This window comes from Bacteroidetes bacterium GWF2_43_63 (genome assembly GCA_001769275.1).
Lineage (GTDB): Bacteria > Bacteroidota > Bacteroidia > Bacteroidales > DTU049 > GWF2-43-63.
In genome coordinates this window covers 119,004-138,176 of sequence record MEOQ01000005.1, presented here as the reverse complement: position 1 = coordinate 138,176, position 19,173 = coordinate 119,004, and the positions used below count along the sequence as shown (strand labels likewise).

The 19,173-nt window shown below is 42.0% G+C and carries 14 protein-coding genes; 12 read left to right on the top strand and 2 right to left on the bottom strand.

All coding sequences use genetic code 11. The features are described 5' to 3' along the window. Positions 1–368 precede the first annotated feature (368 nt). From A2W93_05460 to A2W93_05415, 10 genes are all read left to right on the top strand, one after another. Complete coding sequence (locus tag A2W93_05460; protein OFY56322.1) at positions 369–2,210, top strand: hypothetical protein; 1,842 nt, start codon at positions 369–371, stop codon at positions 2,208–2,210. A 143-nt stretch (positions 2,211–2,353) separates the two neighbouring features. Then, positions 2,354–2,650, top strand: a complete 297-nt coding sequence (locus A2W93_05455; GenBank protein ID OFY56321.1) for a hypothetical protein — start codon at positions 2,354–2,356, stop codon at positions 2,648–2,650. Then, positions 2,629–3,276 (top strand): hypothetical protein, encoded by a 648-nt coding sequence (locus A2W93_05450; protein OFY56320.1) that lies wholly within the window; start codon positions 2,629–2,631, stop codon positions 3,274–3,276. Before A2W93_05455 ends, A2W93_05450 begins: the two co-directional genes overlap by 22 nt. Positions 3,277–3,448: 172 nt before the next feature. Then, on the top strand, positions 3,449–4,969 hold the full coding sequence (locus A2W93_05445) for a bifunctional phosphoribosylaminoimidazolecarboxamide formyltransferase/IMP cyclohydrolase (protein OFY56319.1): 1,521 nt from the start codon (positions 3,449–3,451) through the stop codon (positions 4,967–4,969). Between the two features lie 18 nt (positions 4,970–4,987). Beyond that, the gene (locus A2W93_05440; GenBank protein ID OFY56318.1) at positions 4,988–6,010 is read left to right on the top strand and encodes a rod shape-determining protein; all 1,023 of its coding nucleotides are present in this window, start codon (positions 4,988–4,990) and stop codon (positions 6,008–6,010) included. A 14-nt stretch (positions 6,011–6,024) separates the two neighbouring features. Next, complete coding sequence (locus A2W93_05435; GenBank protein ID OFY56317.1) at positions 6,025–6,864, top strand: rod shape-determining protein MreC; 840 nt, start codon at positions 6,025–6,027, stop codon at positions 6,862–6,864. Continuing rightward, positions 6,854–7,369 carry a rod shape-determining protein MreD gene (locus A2W93_05430; GenBank protein OFY56316.1) on the top strand — a complete coding sequence of 172 codons (516 nt, stop codon included), beginning with the start codon at positions 6,854–6,856 and terminating at the stop codon, positions 7,367–7,369. The genes A2W93_05435 and A2W93_05430 overlap by 11 nt, the downstream gene beginning before the upstream one ends. A gap of 196 nt (positions 7,370–7,565) precedes the next feature. Next, entirely contained in the window at positions 7,566–11,198 is a 3,633-nt protein-coding gene (locus tag A2W93_05425; GenBank protein ID OFY56315.1) for a hypothetical protein, read from the top strand. Between the two features lie 179 nt (positions 11,199–11,377). Continuing rightward, positions 11,378–11,713 (top strand): hypothetical protein, encoded by a 336-nt coding sequence (locus A2W93_05420; protein ID OFY56314.1) that lies wholly within the window; start codon positions 11,378–11,380, stop codon positions 11,711–11,713. 59 nt (positions 11,714–11,772) lie between these two features. Beyond that, the gene (locus A2W93_05415; protein OFY56313.1) at positions 11,773–14,301 is read left to right on the top strand and encodes a hypothetical protein; all 2,529 of its coding nucleotides are present in this window, start codon (positions 11,773–11,775) and stop codon (positions 14,299–14,301) included. A gap of 215 nt (positions 14,302–14,516) precedes the next feature. On the opposite strand, the gene A2W93_05410 is transcribed toward A2W93_05415, so the two are convergent. Together A2W93_05410 and A2W93_05405 are read right to left on the bottom strand one after the other, a co-directional pair. Further along, positions 14,517–16,649, bottom strand: a complete 2,133-nt coding sequence (locus A2W93_05410) for a hypothetical protein (GenBank protein ID OFY56312.1) — start codon at positions 16,647–16,649, stop codon at positions 14,517–14,519. Between the two features lie 21 nt (positions 16,650–16,670). Further along, positions 16,671–17,402 carry a hypothetical protein gene (locus tag A2W93_05405; GenBank protein OFY56311.1) on the bottom strand — a complete coding sequence of 244 codons (732 nt, stop codon included), beginning with the start codon at positions 17,400–17,402 and terminating at the stop codon, positions 16,671–16,673. A gap of 51 nt (positions 17,403–17,453) precedes the next feature. Between A2W93_05405 and A2W93_05400 the strand changes: the two genes are divergently transcribed. Beyond that, positions 17,454–17,966 (top strand): hypothetical protein, encoded by a 513-nt coding sequence (locus tag A2W93_05400; GenBank protein OFY56310.1) that lies wholly within the window; start codon positions 17,454–17,456, stop codon positions 17,964–17,966. Positions 17,967–18,006: 40 nt separating this feature from the next. Further along, on the top strand, positions 18,007–19,104 hold the full coding sequence (locus A2W93_05395; GenBank protein OFY56309.1) for an ATPase/protein kinase: 1,098 nt from the start codon (positions 18,007–18,009) through the stop codon (positions 19,102–19,104). Positions 19,105–19,173: the final 69 nt, after the last annotated feature.

Below are 19,173 nucleotides of genomic sequence, written 5' to 3'. Positions count from 1 at the left end.
AAGTTGAACATTTAAAAATTTGTAGCAAATATAATTTGACTACTTGTTGCAACTTCCTCAAAGACCTTTTTTATTACATGGATACTCATCGAAAACCTTCTACTTGTCACGTTCTACGTGAAGCCATTACTGAATCGATGATTGATTTACTCAAAAAACTGGTTAGGTATTTTGGCCACAACCCCACATATCATTTACACTTTACCTATAATCCTCCGCGCTTTATCGTGCATTTACGGCAATTCAATTAAACAATATTTTATAAAACATTTGGTTTGGAAAAGATTTGGTGTATATTTGGAAACCCAATCATTTGTAGGATTGATAATCAGTAATCACCCGTACTATTTATTTATTACCCGTTAATCATGAGATTGGTTGTCACTTTAACATTTATCACCTTTGTGTTTGTGCAGAGCATTTCTGCACAAACACAATCTTTTTACAAAGACTATCCAGAACTGGATTCAGATTATTCATTAGGTTATTCATTGCTGTCTGATAGTTCGGGCTACTATTTTTTATATATTTCTGATGATACTCTTGGAAACAATTACCAGTCGTATATTGCCAGATTCGACACAAGTAATGTCCTTCAATGGAAACAGCCCTATTTTACGGGAACGGACGGGAATAGTACATTAAGTGATCTGATTTTCACATCGGATTCATGCCTAGTTTTTTGTGGAGGGACTCTGTCTCTTCCAAACAAGGGCACTTTGACAAAAGCAAACAAACAGGATGGTTCTCCGCTTTTCATCCGGACATTTGGTGATACGGCGTTCTTTTATTTCCTCAATGTTACTCAAACTTCGGATAGTGGTTTTCTTGTGATTGGAGCAACAGACTCTATCAACTCTACAATGATTTATGATTTTTATATTATGAAAACCGACAAAAATGGATATAAGCAATGGGATACGGTTATAGTATTAAATAACAGAACAATGTTTACAAGTTCAATAGTAAGCATTAATGAAGTGTTTTATTTTATTGCATTAAAACAAAGAAACCAGGAATATAGTGACAATAAACTCATTGGAATAAAACAAGATGGAACAATTGTTCTTAATAAGGATATAGTTCTTGCAGCATATGGTGGTTATCTGGGAGCTATTGCAGTTAGCAACGACAATCAGCTTCTGCTGGGAGGGCAGATTAATGAATACTATTGGCCCGATGATCCTTCGTCTGGAACCATTAATGATTTACCTTATGGCAAAATGTATATTGGCAAATACGATACTCTTGGCAATGAAATATGGAGTAAAAAATATTTCTGTCCGAATATAATGCAGAGCGCTTACAATATCCTTTCATCATCCGACGGCTATTATTTGGGAGGTGCCTGTGGGTGGGGTTGGTCTTATCAAGGGCCTGGTATCATCGCTCATGATCCGTCTGATTCATTTATGGATAATTTTCTGATGAAAATCACGGAAAGCGGCGATAGTGTATGGACTCGTGTATTCCGGAAACAGGATGGGGACAAGTATAACGACTATCAGTGGTCTGGTGAGGATGTAATGGAAGGCATGGTACGCACAACAGATGGCGGCATTGCTGCTGTCGGGTGGTTCTATCCATTGGGTGCTGGACCATTGGGTTACAAACAATACGCCTGGGTGCTTAAAACCGACAGCAATGGCTGTGGCAAGCCGGGCACACCGTATGGCCTTTGGCGCGAAGAGCTGCCCTACAATGCAGACAGCAGCATTGTACATCTCACCTGGTTAGATGATGATACAACAAACATCTGGTATCATGTGCAGGGCTCAAAAGACGGGCAGTGGTATTTCTGGGAACTCACACCACGCATGCTTACAACCAATGAATTTTTCGATACCGTACCGAAATATCACAACTTTTGCTATCGTGTTTTCGGGCTTGATACTACGTGGGCACGAACCTGCGAGAGTGCCGAAATCTGCATCACAACAGGTATTAATGAATATGCTCCTGAAAGCGGCTTGCTGGCTGTGTATCCCAACCCCGCTCAAAACGAGATTCATTGCGTGCTGCCAGAGAATGAAGACTATGTGATAGTGGTGTATAATGCCGCATCTTCTGTTGTCACATTGAGCGGAGTCGAAATGTTGATAACAGAAGGACTTGTCAGAACACTTAACATCAGCCATCTTTCGCCGGGTATTTATTTCGTCGAGGCGCGCGGGGAGCGGGTTTTGAGAGGAAAGTTTGTGAAGGAGTAGCATTAAGCTTGCGGCATGCGGCATAGGGCACAAAAGCACAGCTTTTATCATTTGTGTTGATCAGTAAAAAAACGACCTTGTTTTGTGTTTTGGTGAATTCGTGGCAATCAACCGATTTCGTATCTTTGCATAAAACGCAGCACATGTATTTCGACAACTGGCAGGAACAGCAGCCGTGCACGGTAACGCCCTCGTTGCTGTGGGAATACAATATGAATAATTTCGACTGGGATAAAATGCGCATAGTGGTCGTTCAGCGCGTGATTGAACGCGGATGGCTACATGATTTTTACGCTATTCTGCAGTTGTACGGTGGCATCAAAAATATTCGCGGCATTATTCGCGAAATACCACATTTATCCGACAAAGACATCGCCTTTGTATGTGCATTTTTTGGATTAAAAAAAGAAGAATTAAAATGCTGCACACTCAAACAATAAATGATGCAACCTTTACGCTGCTGAAGCTACTGATGAACGATCAGAATCTTGCAGCATTCAGCCTGGCCGGTGGAACGGCTTTGTCGCTCTATATCGGACATCGTGAAAGTATTGATCTGGACATGTTTTCCAATCATGGATTTGACACAACGGCTCTTGAAAATTATCTGAGCACATTGTATAATTTCAAAGGCGATATGCTGGAAAAAAACGCATTAAAAGGATCCATTGAAGGCATTAAAACAGATTTTATCACACACAATTATCCACGGCTTCAGGATTTTTTCACCGGTGAATATTCGGTACGCCTTTATTCAATGCAGGACATTGCTGCAATGAAACTCGCTGCCATAGCCGATAACGGAACACGTTTAAAGGATTACGTTGATATTGCATTTCTCTCGACAAAACTGTCACTCCGCGACATGCTGATTGCCTATCAGAAAAAATATTCAAATTCCAATTCAGTGCGCGCATTGAAGGGATTGATGTATCACCAGGACATCAACTTTGAAGAGCCAATTCGACTGATCTCCGAAAATTTTAAATGGGCTCACATTGCAAAAAGAATTTCGGAAATGGTTGAAAACGAAAACACGGTTTTTGCACAGCCGCCGTGCAAATAATTTTCAGCTCATTATGGTAACTGGTTTCCAGTTTTCGGGCCTTGTTATCCTTTGTTGGCCAATTTCCCACTAATCAGTGCCGGAAATTCAGCCTCTCCAAAAATTTCTTTTTTATAAGGTATTTTACCGTACCTTTGCACCCTGAATTTAAAAGCATTAAACCGCTGTTTTTATGTCATCTGGGAAAAAAATAACTTCCGCGCTAATCTCCGTTTTCGACAAAACGGGGCTGGAGCCAATTATCCATCGCCTGAATGAATTGGGTGTCACGCTGTATTCCACTGGCGGCACTGCTGATTTTATTCAAAAGCTGGGCGTGAAGGTTACCGACATTTCTGAGCTGACTGGTTATCCGCCCGTGTTCCATGGTCGCGTGAAAACCCTGCATCCTGCTGTATTTGGCGGAATCCTCTATCGCCGCGACAATGCCGGAGACCTTGAACAGGCAAAGGAATTCAACATCCGCGCAATTGATCTCGTGGTTGTTGATTTGTATCCTTTCGAAGAAACCCTAAAAAAGACCAGCGAAGAAGCTGAACTGATTGAAAAAATCGACATCGGCGGCATCAGCCTAATACGCGCTGCTGCCAAGAATTACATCGATGTGCTGATTGTTCCTTCGGTTGACTATTATGGCGATCTGCTCAATATTCTCCAAAGCGGCGAAACCTCACACGAACAGCGCCGGCTATTTGCCACTCGCTCATTCGAAGTATCTTCGCACTACGACTCACAGATTTTCACCTGGATGAATGGCAACCACGATGTAGATGCCATGAAACTCAGTCTCCGCAAAGGTTCTGAACTTCGTTACGGCGAAAATCCCGCGCAGAAAGCCCGCTTCTACGGCAATCTGGATGCTTATCTGTCCAAACTCAATGGCAAAGAACTTTCATACAACAATCTGCAGGACATCGGAGGGGCACTGGATCTGCTCGCTGAATTCGACGACTGCGCCTGCGTAATTGTGAAACATACCAACGCCTGCGGTGTAGCCGAGGCAACTAATGTTGGCGATGCCTGGACCAAAGCGCTCAGCTGCGATCCTGTATCGGCATTTGGTGGCATTGTGGCTTTCAACAAAAAGCTCGATGCTGAGACCTGCAGCAAGCTGCATGAGTTTTTCTTTGAAGTTTTAATTGCTCCTGATTTCGATGAAGCCGGTTTAGCGCAACTTACATCGAAGAAAAACCGTATAATTGTCCGCCTCAACCAATTACCCCGGACAACCTCGATGATTAAACAACTTTCATTCGGCCACCTCTGGCAGGAAACCGACCATCTGAAAGAAAACCCGCAGCAATGGGAACTGAAAGCAGGTATCAAGCCGGCTCAAGCCATTGTTGACGACATGCTCTTCGGAATGAAAGTCGTGAAACATCTGAAATCAAATGCCATCGTTTTGGTGAAAGACCGTTTGCTGATTGGTAGTGGCACGGGACAAACCAATCGCGTTGATGCGGTAAAGCAATCAGTTGACAAAGCAACAAAATTCGGATTCGACGTTAAAGGAAGTACACTGTGTTCCGATGCGTTCTTTCCGTTCAGCGACAGCGCTGAAATCGCATACAATGCGGGCGTAACTGCCATTGCAGAACCCGGTGGCTCGATCCGCGACGAAGACACAGTAAAATATTGCACCGACAACAACATCACACTGATGTTTACGGGAAACAGACATTTCAAACACTAAAAATACCTGAACAGTACTATGGGACTTTTCAATTTCATGACGAAAGAAATAGCAATGGACCTCGGAACGGCCAACACAGTCATTATCCACAATGACAAGGTGGTGGTTGACGAACCGTCGATTGTTGCTATCAACCGTACAACCAACAAAATCATGGCAGTTGGTAAAAAGGCCATGATGATGCACGGAAAAACACACGAAAACATTAAAACAATCCGTCCGCTGCGCGATGGTGTCATTGCGGATTTTATGATTGCCGAGCACATGATGCGCGAGATGATCAAAATGATCAGCACCCGCAAACCGCTGTTCCCGCCTTCACTCAGAATGGTTATCAGTATTCCGAGCGGTATCACAGAGGTGGAAGAGCGTGCAGTACGCGACTCAGCTGAGCAGGCCGGAGCAAAGGAAGTACGGCTTATTCACGAGCCTATGGCAGCAGCAATTGGTATCGGGCTCGATGTGCTTGAACCATCCGGCAACATGATTATTGACATCGGCGGCGGTACCAGCGAAATCGCTGTAATAGCCCTCGGTGGCATTGTAAGCAACAAAAGTATAAGAATTGCCGGTGATGATTTCAACGCCGACATCGAAGAATACATGCGAAAGGCACATAACCTGAGCATTGGAGAACGCACAGCAGAACGCGTAAAAATTGAGGTTGGAGCCGCCATGGCCGAAATCGACAATCCACCGCCCGATTTCCCTGTGCATGGTCGTCACCTTTTGTCGGGGATTCCGCGCGAAGTCATGGTGTCGTATGCCGAAATCGCTCAGGCACTTGATAAAACCATCAGCAAAATTGAAGCGGCCATTCTCAACGCGCTTGAGAATACGCCTCCTGAACTTTCGGCCGATATTCTGAACACAGGTATTTACATGGCTGGAGGTGGTTCTTTGCTCCGTGGACTCGACAAACGAATTGAGCAAAAAACAAAACTGAAGGTTCATGTTGCCGAAGATCCGCTGCGCGCAGTTGCACGTGGTGCCGGTATTGCCCTTAAAAATTTCGACAAATTCCCATTCCTGATTAAATAAACGAACGCTCAGTCATGCGAAATCTTCTGGATTTTATAAAGAGCATTCGCATTCTGTTGCTGTTCCTGTTTCTCGAAACACTGGCTCTGCTATTCACTTTCAACCAAAGTTCGTTTCACGGCGCAACGTCGTTTCAATTTTTCATGGGAATCAACAGCCGCATTATGAGTGTTCGCTCTGATGTGGTTTCGTTTTTTAATCTTCGCGAAGAAAACCGCAGACTGATTGAAGAAAACATGAGCCTGCGTCAGCATCTTAAAGACTCTTACATCATTTCCGACCAACGGGTTTTCACCGTGAATGACTCTTTGTACCGGCAGGAATTTGAGTTTCTGACAGCCAGCGTCATCAATTATACCATCAGTTATCAGGATAATTTTATCACGCTTGACAAAGGCTATGAACAGGGTATAGAAGAAGGGATGGGTGTGTATTCACCAGCCGGAGTTGTTGGTATTGTCGACCATGTTTCAAAAAACTATTGCCTCGTAAAGTCGGTCCTCCACTCCGAAGTAACCGTAAGTACAACCATTAAAAATAAGAACGTGACCGGCACTTGTACGTGGGATGGCGCAAATTACGCTTACGGAATTCTGAAAGACATTCCTGTTCACGTGAAGTTAAAACAAGGCGATACGCTGCTGACAAGCAACTACAGCAGTATTTTCCCGGCCGGAATTCCAGTGGGCTATGTAACTGAATTCAGCACCGACGCCACCCGCGCATTTTATAATGTCCGATACCGGATTGCAGCAGATTTTGGTAATCTCTCGTCGGTTTATATCATCCGAAATCTGATTAAAGGCGAACTCGATGAACTCGAAAAACTGAAGGAGGAAAAGCATGAACAATAAGCTTATTCTGACGAATGTCTTTCGCTTTCTGATCGTCTTGCTACTGCAGGTGACAATATTTAATTATACCAATCTGTTCGGATATATTAATCCTTACGTTTACATCTACTTCATCCTGCTGATCCCATTCGAAACACCCATGTGGATTGCATTAATCCTTGCTTTTCTCACAGGGTTCACTCAGGATCTGTTCGTCAGTACCGGCGGTTTACATGCTGCCGCAACCACTGCCATTGCTTTTTTGCGGCCGGTTCTGCTTCGCACAATTGTTTCCAAACGGGAATATGAATCAGGACTGCAGCCAGGCGTGGGAGATCTCGGCTGGAAATGGTTCATCACCTACGCTGGTGTCACCATTTTAATTCACAGTCTTATTGTTTTCTATTTGGATATTTTCAGATTCAGTCATTTCTTTCTTACGTTCAAACACGCATTCTTTCAGGCGCTCGCAACATTATTCTTCATAGCGATTTTTGAGTTTGTTGTGAATATTCGCAAGAAATAATGAGTATATAACAAATGATAAATCAAAACACAACTACTTCATTAACTTTATATTAATTAGGATTCTTGACTGTTTAAATAAGTAAAAAAATGTTTATCGACATAAACTTTCATTTGGTTTTGTACTCTAAAGAACACATAATTGTTAAAACAGGTTGTTAATTAACGACGATCTAATAATTTTTAAATCCACCCACATGAAAAACATATCATTCCTTATAGTATTACTTTTCTTTTCGGTCTTTTGTACTACAACAAAAGCACAGTCTGGAGGCAACGATCACACATTTAACACATTGGACCACAACTTCAACGGTGCAAACAGTGCAGTATCTACAATGGCTGTTCAAAGCGATGGAAAAATCATTATCGGAGGGAGTTTTACCGCCTATAATGGAATGACGAGAAAAGGAATTGCCCGCCTTAATACTGACGGGTCATTGGATGCTTCATTTAATCCCGGTACCGGGACAGGTACAGTTTTGACAACCGCCATTCAAAGCGATGGGAAAATCATTATTGGGGGGAGTTTCACTATATATAATGGGACAACAATAAACAGAATTGCAAGACTAAATGCCGATGGCTCTTTGGATGCTACATTCGACCCCGCAGGTGGAGCAAACAACACAGTTAATACAATTGCTGTTCAAAACGATGGGAAAATAATAATAGGAGGAAACTTCACAACATATAATGGAACTACTAGGAACTATATTGCCAGAATTAACACAGATGGATCTTTGGATACTTCATTTGACCCTGGAAGTGGGACGAATTTCTACATTTATTCAATTGCAGTTCAAAGCAATGGGAAAATAATAATAGGAGGGAATTTCTTAAACTATAATGGAACTACAAGAAGCAAAATTGCCAGAATTAATGCTGATGGCTCATTGGATACCACATTCAATCCTGGAAACGGGGCAAACGGAACCATTCTGACAACCGCCATTCAAAGCGATGGAAAAATTATTATTGGAGGGCATTTCTCAACCTATGATGGATGGGCAAGGGACAAAATTGCCAGAATTAATGCCGATGGATCGCTTGATGGTACATTCCTACCAAGCACCGGGGCAAACACCGTGGTTCGAACAACAGCTATTCAAAGCGATGGAAAAATAATTATCGGGGGTGATTTCACAACTTATAATGGGACAGTAAGGAACGGAATTGCACGAATTAATGCTGATGGCTCGTTGGATGTTACATTCTACCCAGGCAGTGGTGTAGAGAACAGTACCAATACAGCTTGCGTTAATTCAACCGCAATTCAAAGCAATGGGAAAGTCATTATCGTGGGGGACTTTACAACTTATGATGGAGTAACAAGAAACTATATTGCACAAACTAATTCTAACGGCTGGCTGGATTTCTCGTTCAACTTTGGAAAGGGGGCTAACGGCTTGATTCGCACAACAACTGTTCAAAGCGATGGAAAAATAATTATCGGAGGAGATTTCACAGTCTATAATGGAACTCCAAGAAACTATATTGCCAGAATCAATACTGATGGATCACTTGATGCAACATTTAATCCCGGCAGTGGGCCAAACTCCGGCGTTTTTACAACAGTAGTTCAAAGCGATGGAAAAATCATTATTGGGGGGGGCTTCTTATCTTATAATGGAACTGAAAGAAAATATATTACGCGAATTAATTCGGATGGGACGCTGGATGCTTCATTTTGGCCATTAATCGGGCCAAACTCCTACGTTTTAACAACAGCAGTTCAAAGCGATGGAAAAATCATTATCGGGGGAAACTTCTCGACCTATTATGGAATAGATCGAATGAGAATTGCTCGTCTTAATACTGACGGATCGCTGGATGCTTCGTTCAACCCTGGCTCAGGAGTTTTTGGCACCGATCTTATAACTTCAGCTGTTCAAAGCGATGGGAAAATCATTATTGGGGGAACTTTCGGTCTCTATGACGGAACGACAAGACACAATATTGCCCGAGTTAATTCCGATGGGTCTTGCGATTATACGTTTAACGCAAGTGGGACAAACAACTTTGTATATAGTGTTGCCGTTCAAAGCGATGGGAAAATAATTTTGGGAGGGGGTTTTACAAACTATAATGGAACAACAATAAACAAAATTGCACGAGTTAATACCAATGGATCTCTGGATACTACATTTGACCCCGCTAGTGCGACAAACGGCACTGTTTATACAACCGCCATTCAAAGTGATGGAAAAATAATTATCGGCGGCGATTTTACGACTTATAATGGAACAGCAAGAAATCACATTGCACGAATTAACGCCAACGGCTCTTTAGATGTTACATTTAACCCGGACAGCGGAGCAAACGGAGCCATTCGTACAACCGCCATTCAAAGCGATGGAAAAATAATTATCGGAGGAGATTTTACAAACTATAATGGAACGGTAAGAAACTATATTGCACGAGTATGTGTTTCATGCATTAATACATACCGTAGCATAACAGTGGATGCATGCAAAGTTTATACTGCACCAGATAATCAGATTTATACCACATCCGGAATTAAGACGGCTGTTATTGCAAATTCAATGGGATGTGACAGCATTATAACTGTTAATTTGATAATTTCGACTTTGCAGCCATTATCATCTGGAACAATATCAGGGAATACCATTGTTTGCCAGGGGCAAAATTCCGTAACTTATACTATTCCTCCAATTTCTCGAGCTACTTCATATGTTTGGACATTACCTGGCGGAGCAACAGGTGCGAGCACAACAAACACCATCGCCGTAAACTTCGGAACATCTGCTGTTTCTGGCAATATTACTGTTAAAGGTATAAACGCATGCGGTGATGGACCTGTCGCTACTTTACCTGTCACTGTAAATCCTTTGCCAAGTGCAGCGGGGACAATTACAGGGGCTACAAGTGTTTGTCCGGGGCAAACCACCGTAATTTATTCTGTGCCCGTAATTACAAACGCAACTTCGTATATTTGGACATTGCCAAACGGAGCAACAGGAACAAGTACAACAAACAACATAACCGTGAATTTTGGAACATCCGCTGTTACCGGCAACATTACCGTTAAAGGCACAAACGCATGTGGGGCTGGTTTTGTAGCCACATTGCCTATTACAGTAAATCCTTTGCCCGTTGCAGCAGGAACAATTTCTGGAACAGCCAGTGTCTGTTCAGAGCAAACCGCTGTGACTTATACGGCGCCAGCAATAACAAATGCATCTTCATATGTATGGACTTTACCTGCCGGAGCAGCCGGAACAAGCACAACAAATAGCATAACAGTTGATTTCGACGCATCAGCTGTTTCTGGAAACATTACAGTTAAAGGCACAAACTCTTGCGGAGATGGTGCTGTTTCCATATTACCAGTTACTGTTAACGCAAAACCCGCAACTCCAGCCATAACATTGAACGGTGGGGTTTTACTATCAGATGTACCTTCAGGCAATCAATGGTATGATCAAAATGGAGCCATTACTGGAGCAACAGATCAGGATTATTGTTTTACTGCAAATGGCGATTATTATGTAATCGTTACTTTGCTAAACTGCAGTTCCAATCCATCAAATATTATAACAATTTCAAATGCTGGGATAGAGTTAGCATTCGATAATGGGGTAGTGAAAATCTACCCAAATCCTTTCTCAAATGAAATAATAATTGATCCCGGGAATAATTCTGAAAATATTTCTTTTGAAATTTTAAGCTCTGTCGGGCAGGTAGTTTATGAGGGTGTTGTTTCCAACAAAACGATTGTGCCATCTGCAGAGTTTGCTCCGGGGGTATATGTGATCAAACTTAAGAATGGAGAGGATGAGCAGTTCCTGAAAATTGTGAAAGAGTAATGATTATTTTATTGTTAAAAAGTAAAAAATAAGTCTTTTTTTCTTCAATAAAATTCTTTTAAATCGAATAAACAAACCTGATGATAGAAACACTGCAAATTAGAGACAAAGATGTGATGTATAACTTCGACGACTCGTGCAAATTTTCAACCACAATGTCAAATTATAAATAAAACAAAATGAACAAAAGAGAAGCTATTCTGATTCTTAGAAATCACAATATCGATTTAAGAAACGAGTATTGTGTGTTTTCAAATATTAATCGCAGGAGAACCGATGTTTGGTGGGTAAACATCAGATTGAATGAGACAAGAGTTGTCATTTTACTGTATGACAACAGAATTAAACGATTGTATTATTTTATTATTCCTGATTTCACAATCATTGCAAATAATTTCAGAACAAAGGATGAACGCGCAAATCTGGCAATTTCAAATCAGGAAGACAATTTGTTTACGGACATTTATACTGGATTTTCACTCCAAAAGTATTTGGTGAGATCCTTCGATGTATAAATTAATTTCTTTGGACGTTTTTGGCAATTCTTGTTTCTTTGACAAATAGTATTAATCAAATGTTTTTTCGCATGAAAACCCTAACTCTTCTATTCTCCACCCTCCTAGCACTAAACCTGCACGCACAAAATCCTGTAATTAGCTGGCAAAAATCATTAGGGGGGAGTAATGAAGAGATTGCCTCTTCAATCCAGCAAACCTCCGATGGAGGATATATTGTGGCTGGTTATAGCGGATCAACTAATGGTGAAGTGACAGGAAATCACGGCAATGGAGACTATTGGATTGTAAAGTTAAGTTCTACCGGAGATACTATTTGGCAAAAATCATTAGGAGGGAGCCTATCTGACATGGCTAATTCAATTCAGCAAACCTCTGATGGCGGATATATTGTAGCTGGTTACAGTAGTTCAACAAATGGCGATGTAACAGGAAATCATGGCGTTTATGACTATTGGATCGTTAAATTAAGCTCTTCTGGAACTATTATATGGCAAAAATCAATAGGAGGGAGCTCACAAGATTATACTTCTACTATCCAACAGACCTCCGATGGAGGATATATAATAGCAGGATCTAGCCAATCTACTAATGGTGATGTAACGGGAAACCATGGTAATTTTGATTGTTGGATTGTTAAACTCAATTCATCTGGAACCCTTATTTGGCAGAAGTCATTGGGTGGAAGTGGAGACGATTTTGCCTATCAAATTAGACAAACATCTGATGGAGGATATATTGTTGCAGGCGTGAGCTCTTCAACAAATGGTGATGTAACAGAAAATCATGGCAATGAAGACTATTGGATCATTAAATTAAATTCTTCAGGAGTTCTAATGTGGCAAAAATCCTTAGGTGGTAGTGGCACAGATGTAGCTTATTCAATCCAACAAACCTCCGATGGGGGATTTATTGTTGCCGGTTATAGCGGATCAAATGATAGCGACGTTACCGGGAATAATGGCTCTGACGACTATTGGATTGTTAAGTTAAGCCCAGTAGGTGATACAATCTGGCAAAAATCATTAGGGGGAAGTGGGGCTGATGTTGCTACTTCTATCCAACAAACTTCAGATGGGGGTTTCATTGTTGCGGGAGTAACCAGTTCAAACGATGGAGACATGTCCGGAATTCATCATGGTGGAATTGATTATTGCATTATTAAACTAAACTCAACCGGTAATATCCTGTGGCACAAATTACTAGGGGGTAGTAATGAAGAGATTACCTATTCTATCCAACAAACTTCCGATTACGGATATATTGTGGCTGGTTATAGCAATTCAACCGATGGGGATGTGACCGGAAATCACGGGGATAGGGACTATTGGATTGTTAAACTACCCCTGATTCATACTATTAATGTTTTAGTTAATCCTTCAGGTGCAGGAAGCATTACCGGATCAGGGCCCTGTGGATTGGGATTAATAGATACTCTTACTGCGACACCAGATTCTCATTACACATTTGCCAATTGGACAGAAAATGTAACTGTGGTGTCAACAAATTCAGTCTATTCTTTTACCGTTAATGGCGACAGGAGTCTGATCGCCAACTTTACCCCCAAGTCATATATCATTACCACTACAGCAAATCCAGCAAATCAAGGATTTGTTAGTGGAGCTGGCACATATACATATAATCAATCCGTTACAGTAACAGCTACGCCTGCATCTTCCTGTTATTCATTTGTCAAATGGTTAATCGGATCGAATACCGTCTCATTTAACTCATCATACTCATTTACAGCCACCAATAATGTGAATTTGACTGCATTATTCACGTATTCTGAAGTATTTAATCATAACATCTGCTATGTTGAGTTTGACACACTCACATATAAAAATAAAATTGTGTGGGATACGCCTCCTACGGGATCGGACAGTATATATATCTATAGCGAGGTGTCCACCAATATTTTTGATCTAATTGGGCAAGTGCCTTCGACCACAACTAACTTTATTGACACAAATTCGAACCCTCAAGCAATGAGCAATAGTTATAAAATTACAGTGACAGACAGTTGTAGTAATGAAGGAATTATGTCTGATTATCACAAAACAATTACCTTGCTCAGCGCATACGATCAGCCATCGAACACGTATGGTTTTACATGGAGCGCTTATGAAGGTCTGCCTGTTGCAAACTATAGTCTGTATGGAATTATGAACAGTGGTCAAGTGATTCAAATTGGCAGTGTGCCAGGCAATACATATTTTTATAATTACCCGAGCCCCTCACCGTTGTTTGTGAAGTTTTTCATAGGATTCGAAACACCCGATTGCTCAGCAAAAGCGGATCACCTTGTACGTTCAAACTATCTTGCATCAGTAATTGCAGGCATTGATGATTCTAACAACAATCCGTTTATCATTTATCCCAACCCGGCTGAACGTGAATTATTCATTGAATCTTCATACAATCAAAACTATCTGATTTCTATCACAAATTCGCAAGGGCAACTGTTAAAGCAGGATAACATGTCCGGCGCGAAGAATACCATTGATGTCAGCCAATATGAGGCTGGTATTTATTTTGTGAAGATTCAGACTGAAAGCGGAGTGCAAACTATGAGGTTTGTGAAATAGTCGTTTAACAGATTTGATCTGTTTTCTCACACAATAATTTTCCTGTGATTCGATAATAAATCAGGTAAAAGGATTGCTGAAAATTTTCGCATCTCAAAACGTCGCTCATATTCCCACAGGCGCAACGCGCCACATCGGCGAACACGTCACGTTTTACGAGGGCAGCACATTTCCACTGATTTCGTATTTCTGATCTTGTATTTCTGATCTCGTATTTACAAATGATCCTCAAAATACTGATCAATCATCCTGTACAAATGCAGCCGGTCTTTGCCGCGTACATTGTGCTCATGATTCGGATACATGAAAAAATCGACCAGTTTACCAGCTTTGATTGACGCTTCAAGAAACGAAAGGCAATGCTGCGGAACCACGGTCGCATCCTGATACCCCTGTATGATCAATAAGCGACCATCAAGTTTGTCTGCATAATTGGTAAGTGCTGCATTCTTGTATCCATCGGGGTTTGACTCGGGTGTATCCATGTAGCGTTCGCCGTACATCACTTCATAATATTTCCAGTCAATCACCGGACCACCGGCCACCGCAGCTTTAAAGACACCCGGCTGTTTGAGCATCATACTGATGGTCATAAATCCGCCATAGCTCCAACCATGAACGCCCATGCGGGTTTGATCGACCCAGGACTTGCTTTTGAGCCAATTGACACCTACCATCTGGTCATCAACTTCAACAGTCCCACAGTTGCGGAAAATGGCGCTTTCGAAATTCAGTCCGCGATTCGCCGAACCTCTGTTGTCGAGCGTAAATACAATATATCCTTTCGATGCAAGGTAATACAGAAACATACCCGCACCTCCCGTCCAACTGTTGTTAACCAGCTGTGCATGCGGGCCTCCGTATACATACACAATCACAGGATATTGTTTGGTCGAATCAAAATCAACTGGCTTCAAAAGTCGCCCGTAGAGCGGTGTTCCGTCCTCTGCCTTAAGCGTTAAAAATTCCGGAGTCGGTACAGCATAGTCTTCAAGCGGGTTTTCATTCTTCAGTAAAGATTTTATTTCTTTTCCCGCAGTTGTTTTCATACTGCACGATGCAGCCATCGTAACTGATGAAAAATAGTCACACACCAATGAAAAATCCTTTGTCAGGAAGACTGTATGAGTACCTGACTCAGCAGTAATTTTCGTAATTTTTCCATCTTTAATATTCAAAATATAGGCATGATTTTCAAGCGGCGAGTCCTTTGTTGCAGTGAACCATATTTTTTCACCTTTCGCATCAAATCCACCAAACTCCGTAACCATCCACGAACCGCTTGTAAGCTGCTTCAAGAGTTTTCCTTCGGTATTGAAAAGATATAAGTGATTATATCCGTCGCGCTGGCTTTGGCAAATAAATTTATCGGCTGACCCTGGCAAAAAAACAAACGGTGTCGCTGGTTCAACATAGCGATCGCTTTTTTCCTCAAACAATGTTTTTATAAAATCGCCGGTCGAAGCATCATATTGGTTCCATTTCAGATGATTCTGATCACGATTCAACATACCTATGAAAACAAACTTCTCATCAGGGCTCCAGCTGATGTTGGTGAGATATTGTTCCTTAGGTTCGCCGGTTTTCATGAAAACAGTTTTCCCAGCGGTAATGTTATAAACACCCAGTGTCACCTGATGACTGGTCATTCCAGCCATGGGATACTTTGTATTCGCCAATTCGGCCTCACGCGCATTGATGTCAACCAGCGGATAATCTGTGACCATGGTTTCATCCATTCTGTAGAAAGCCAGCATGTTTCCTTTCGGCGACCAGAAAATACCTTTTTCAATTCCGAACTCATTGCGGTGAACGGTCTGACCACAAACAATCCCTTTATTGGTTTCAGCAGTAATGGCTTTTTCGGCACCACCAACAGAAATGAACAAATTGTTATCGATGGTATAAGCCGCAATGTTGTTCAATGGGCTCATATCAAGGTTTTTCGCTTCTTTATTCCAGGAGTTTCTTACCTCAGCTTTTTTCAAGTTCACATCAACTTCAATCCATTTATTTGCCTCAACGATTCGGATTTTTGAATCATTCATCCACTCATATTCGGGGAAATATTTCATCTCGGCAACACCAGCGCCTGAGAGAGCTGCATTAAGATCTGCAAGCGAAAACAGCACAGTTTCTTTTCCTTTTGCATCCACCTTTTTCAATTCATATTCATCAGAAGAGTATGTAAAGTAACTCTGCGAGAAATGTGGCTGCAAGCCCGACACATAGCCGGGATACAAGCTTCGGTCTGTAAACATTTGCTCCAGCGACAGCGTCTGTTTTTGCGAAAAAGCTGCATTCAGTGCCAGAATTGGCAAAATGAGGAATAAGAAAAGTCTTTTCATACCAGTATTTATCGTTCGTTTTTACTTTTTGATTTTTTGCGCAATCCGCACTACCGCTTCCGGATTGTTTTCAAATAAACTTCCAATCACAACTGCGTTGGCTCCGGCACTAAATAATTCAAGTGCGGTTTTTTCATCTCTGATGCCTCCTCCAACAATAACTGGAAGATTTGTTTTTGACGAAACTTCGCTGACCATGACAGCCGGAACGGCATTCAGTGCACCAGATCCAGCTTCGAGATAAATGAGCTTGTGTCCGAGAAATTTCCCGGCTAAAGCAGTTGCCACGGCAATATCGGTTTTGTCTGAAGGAATTGGCATTGATTGAGAAATGTATTCTACCGAAGTGCGTTTGCCGCCATCAATCAGCATATAGGAAGTGGGTATAACCTCGAGTTTGGTGCGTGCAATTAATGGCGCAGCATGCACATGCTGGCCTATCAGAAACTCTGGATTACGTCCTGAAATAAGCTGCAGAAAAAGGATAGCATCTGCTTTTTCAGTCACTTGCATTGCATTGCCCGGGAAAAGGATTACCGGCAAAGAAGTCATTTCCCGGAGTTCTTCAATCACTGTCTCTGTGCGGGTTTCCGACAACAAGCTTCCTCCAACCAAAACCACATCAATAAGAGAATTTAGTTTTTCGAAACTATTTGCAGCTTCCTGTTTATCGAATTTATCTGGGTCAACAAGTATTAGAATGTGCTTGCCGGGCTTCAGAAATAAATCGTATATTTGATTTTGTTTTTGCATGGTATTTAGATTGCTCAAAGATAAAAAACCTTTTTTTAACCTGACAACCCTATGTACAAAGCACTCTTCTTTATCGCCGTAATGACATTGTATTCAAACATACACGCACAGCAGAACCAGGTCGTTTTCGACACTATTGCAAAAAAAGACATCCTGATTGGAGAATGCAACCGCGAAGGGCTTATGCTCCCGGTTTTTGCAGAGTTTTACTCTCTCGAGTACGGTTCATACAATCCGGATCCCGAAACACTTCCACTTCTGGCTGCCTTTGGCAATGATTACCGGATTGTAATTGTAATGGCCTCGTGGTGCGGCGACAGCAAAGAGCAGGTGCCACGTTTTCTGAAAATTGCCGATAGCTTTGGGTTTCCGGAAGCAGATATCCGCATTTTTTCTGTTGACAAGAATAAGACAGCGTCTGGCTTTGAAGATGAACTGGTTTTATATAATGTCAGTCTTGTTCCGACATTCATTTTTTACAGAGGAGATGAAGAATTCGGACGCATCGTTGAAACACCAGTCGAATCGCTGGAAAAAGACTGGTTGAAAATTCTTGTAAAATAAATGTAGTCCGATTGCGGTTTGCAGCTAATTTTGCCCTGTCATGAAGAAAGATAAAAAACCTTTTGAATCAGCACTGAAAGTGCAGCAGGGAATTGAACAGCCTCCGCAAACCAACGAAGAAGCTATCCGGCAAATGGCTGGGAAAAAATCAAAACTTCCGACGTTTGATGAATTGTTTGAAGGAATAAATTCAGGAAACCGGGTTTTGCTTAGCCGCGCTATAACGCTCATTGAGAGCTCTAAGAACGAACATCAAATTATTGCACAGGCGCTCATCGAAAAATGCCTGCCCTATTCCGGAAACAGCATCCGCATTGGCATTACTGGTGTTCCGGGCGTAGGCAAAAGCACATTTATTGAGGCATTTGGAAATTTTCTCACAGCCATTGGCAAAAAAGTGGCAGTGCTGGCCATCGATCCGTCGAGTCAGATTTCGAAAGGCAGCATTCTGGGCGACAAAACAAGGATGGAAAAACTTTCTTCGAATCCCGATGCATTTATCAGACCTTCCCCATCGGCAGGAACACTGGGTGGTGTGGCACAAAAAACCCGCGAATCCATCGTTTTATGCGAAGCTGCAGGATTCGATGTTATCATTGTTGAAACAGTCGGCGTTGGACAAAGCGAGACAGCAGCCCGCTCTATGGTCGATTTCTTTTTATTGCTTCAGCTGCCCGGCGCCGGTGACGAGTTGCAGGGAATCAAACGCGGCATTATGGAAATGGCTGATGCAATATTTGTTAACAAGGCTGAAGGCGACTATCTGAATAAAGCGAAAATTGCCGCCGCAGAAATAAAAAACGCCCTGCATCTGATGCCGGCTCACCAATCGGGATGGCTGACTCAGGTTGGCCTTTGTTCTGCACTTTCCGGCAAAGGTATCGGCGAAGTCTGGGATACTATTCTGGATTACATAGCACTCACCAAAAAAACAGAATACTTTGTCTCTTTCCGTCACGAACAGGAAGTGAAGCGGTATCAGCAGGCCATCAACGAAATTCTGCAATCCGATTTTTCCAGCTCTGCTGATGTCCGGCACCTGAATGGTGAACTGGAAAAAAAGGTGTTTACCTCAAAGTTATCACCTTATGCTGCAGCAAAATTAATTGTGGCAAAATTCTACGAAGAATTGAAATAATTCTTGGAGTCTGTCTAAAAATGATTCGTAGGCAAAACAACATTCCACCGTCCTAAAGCGATTCAGGAG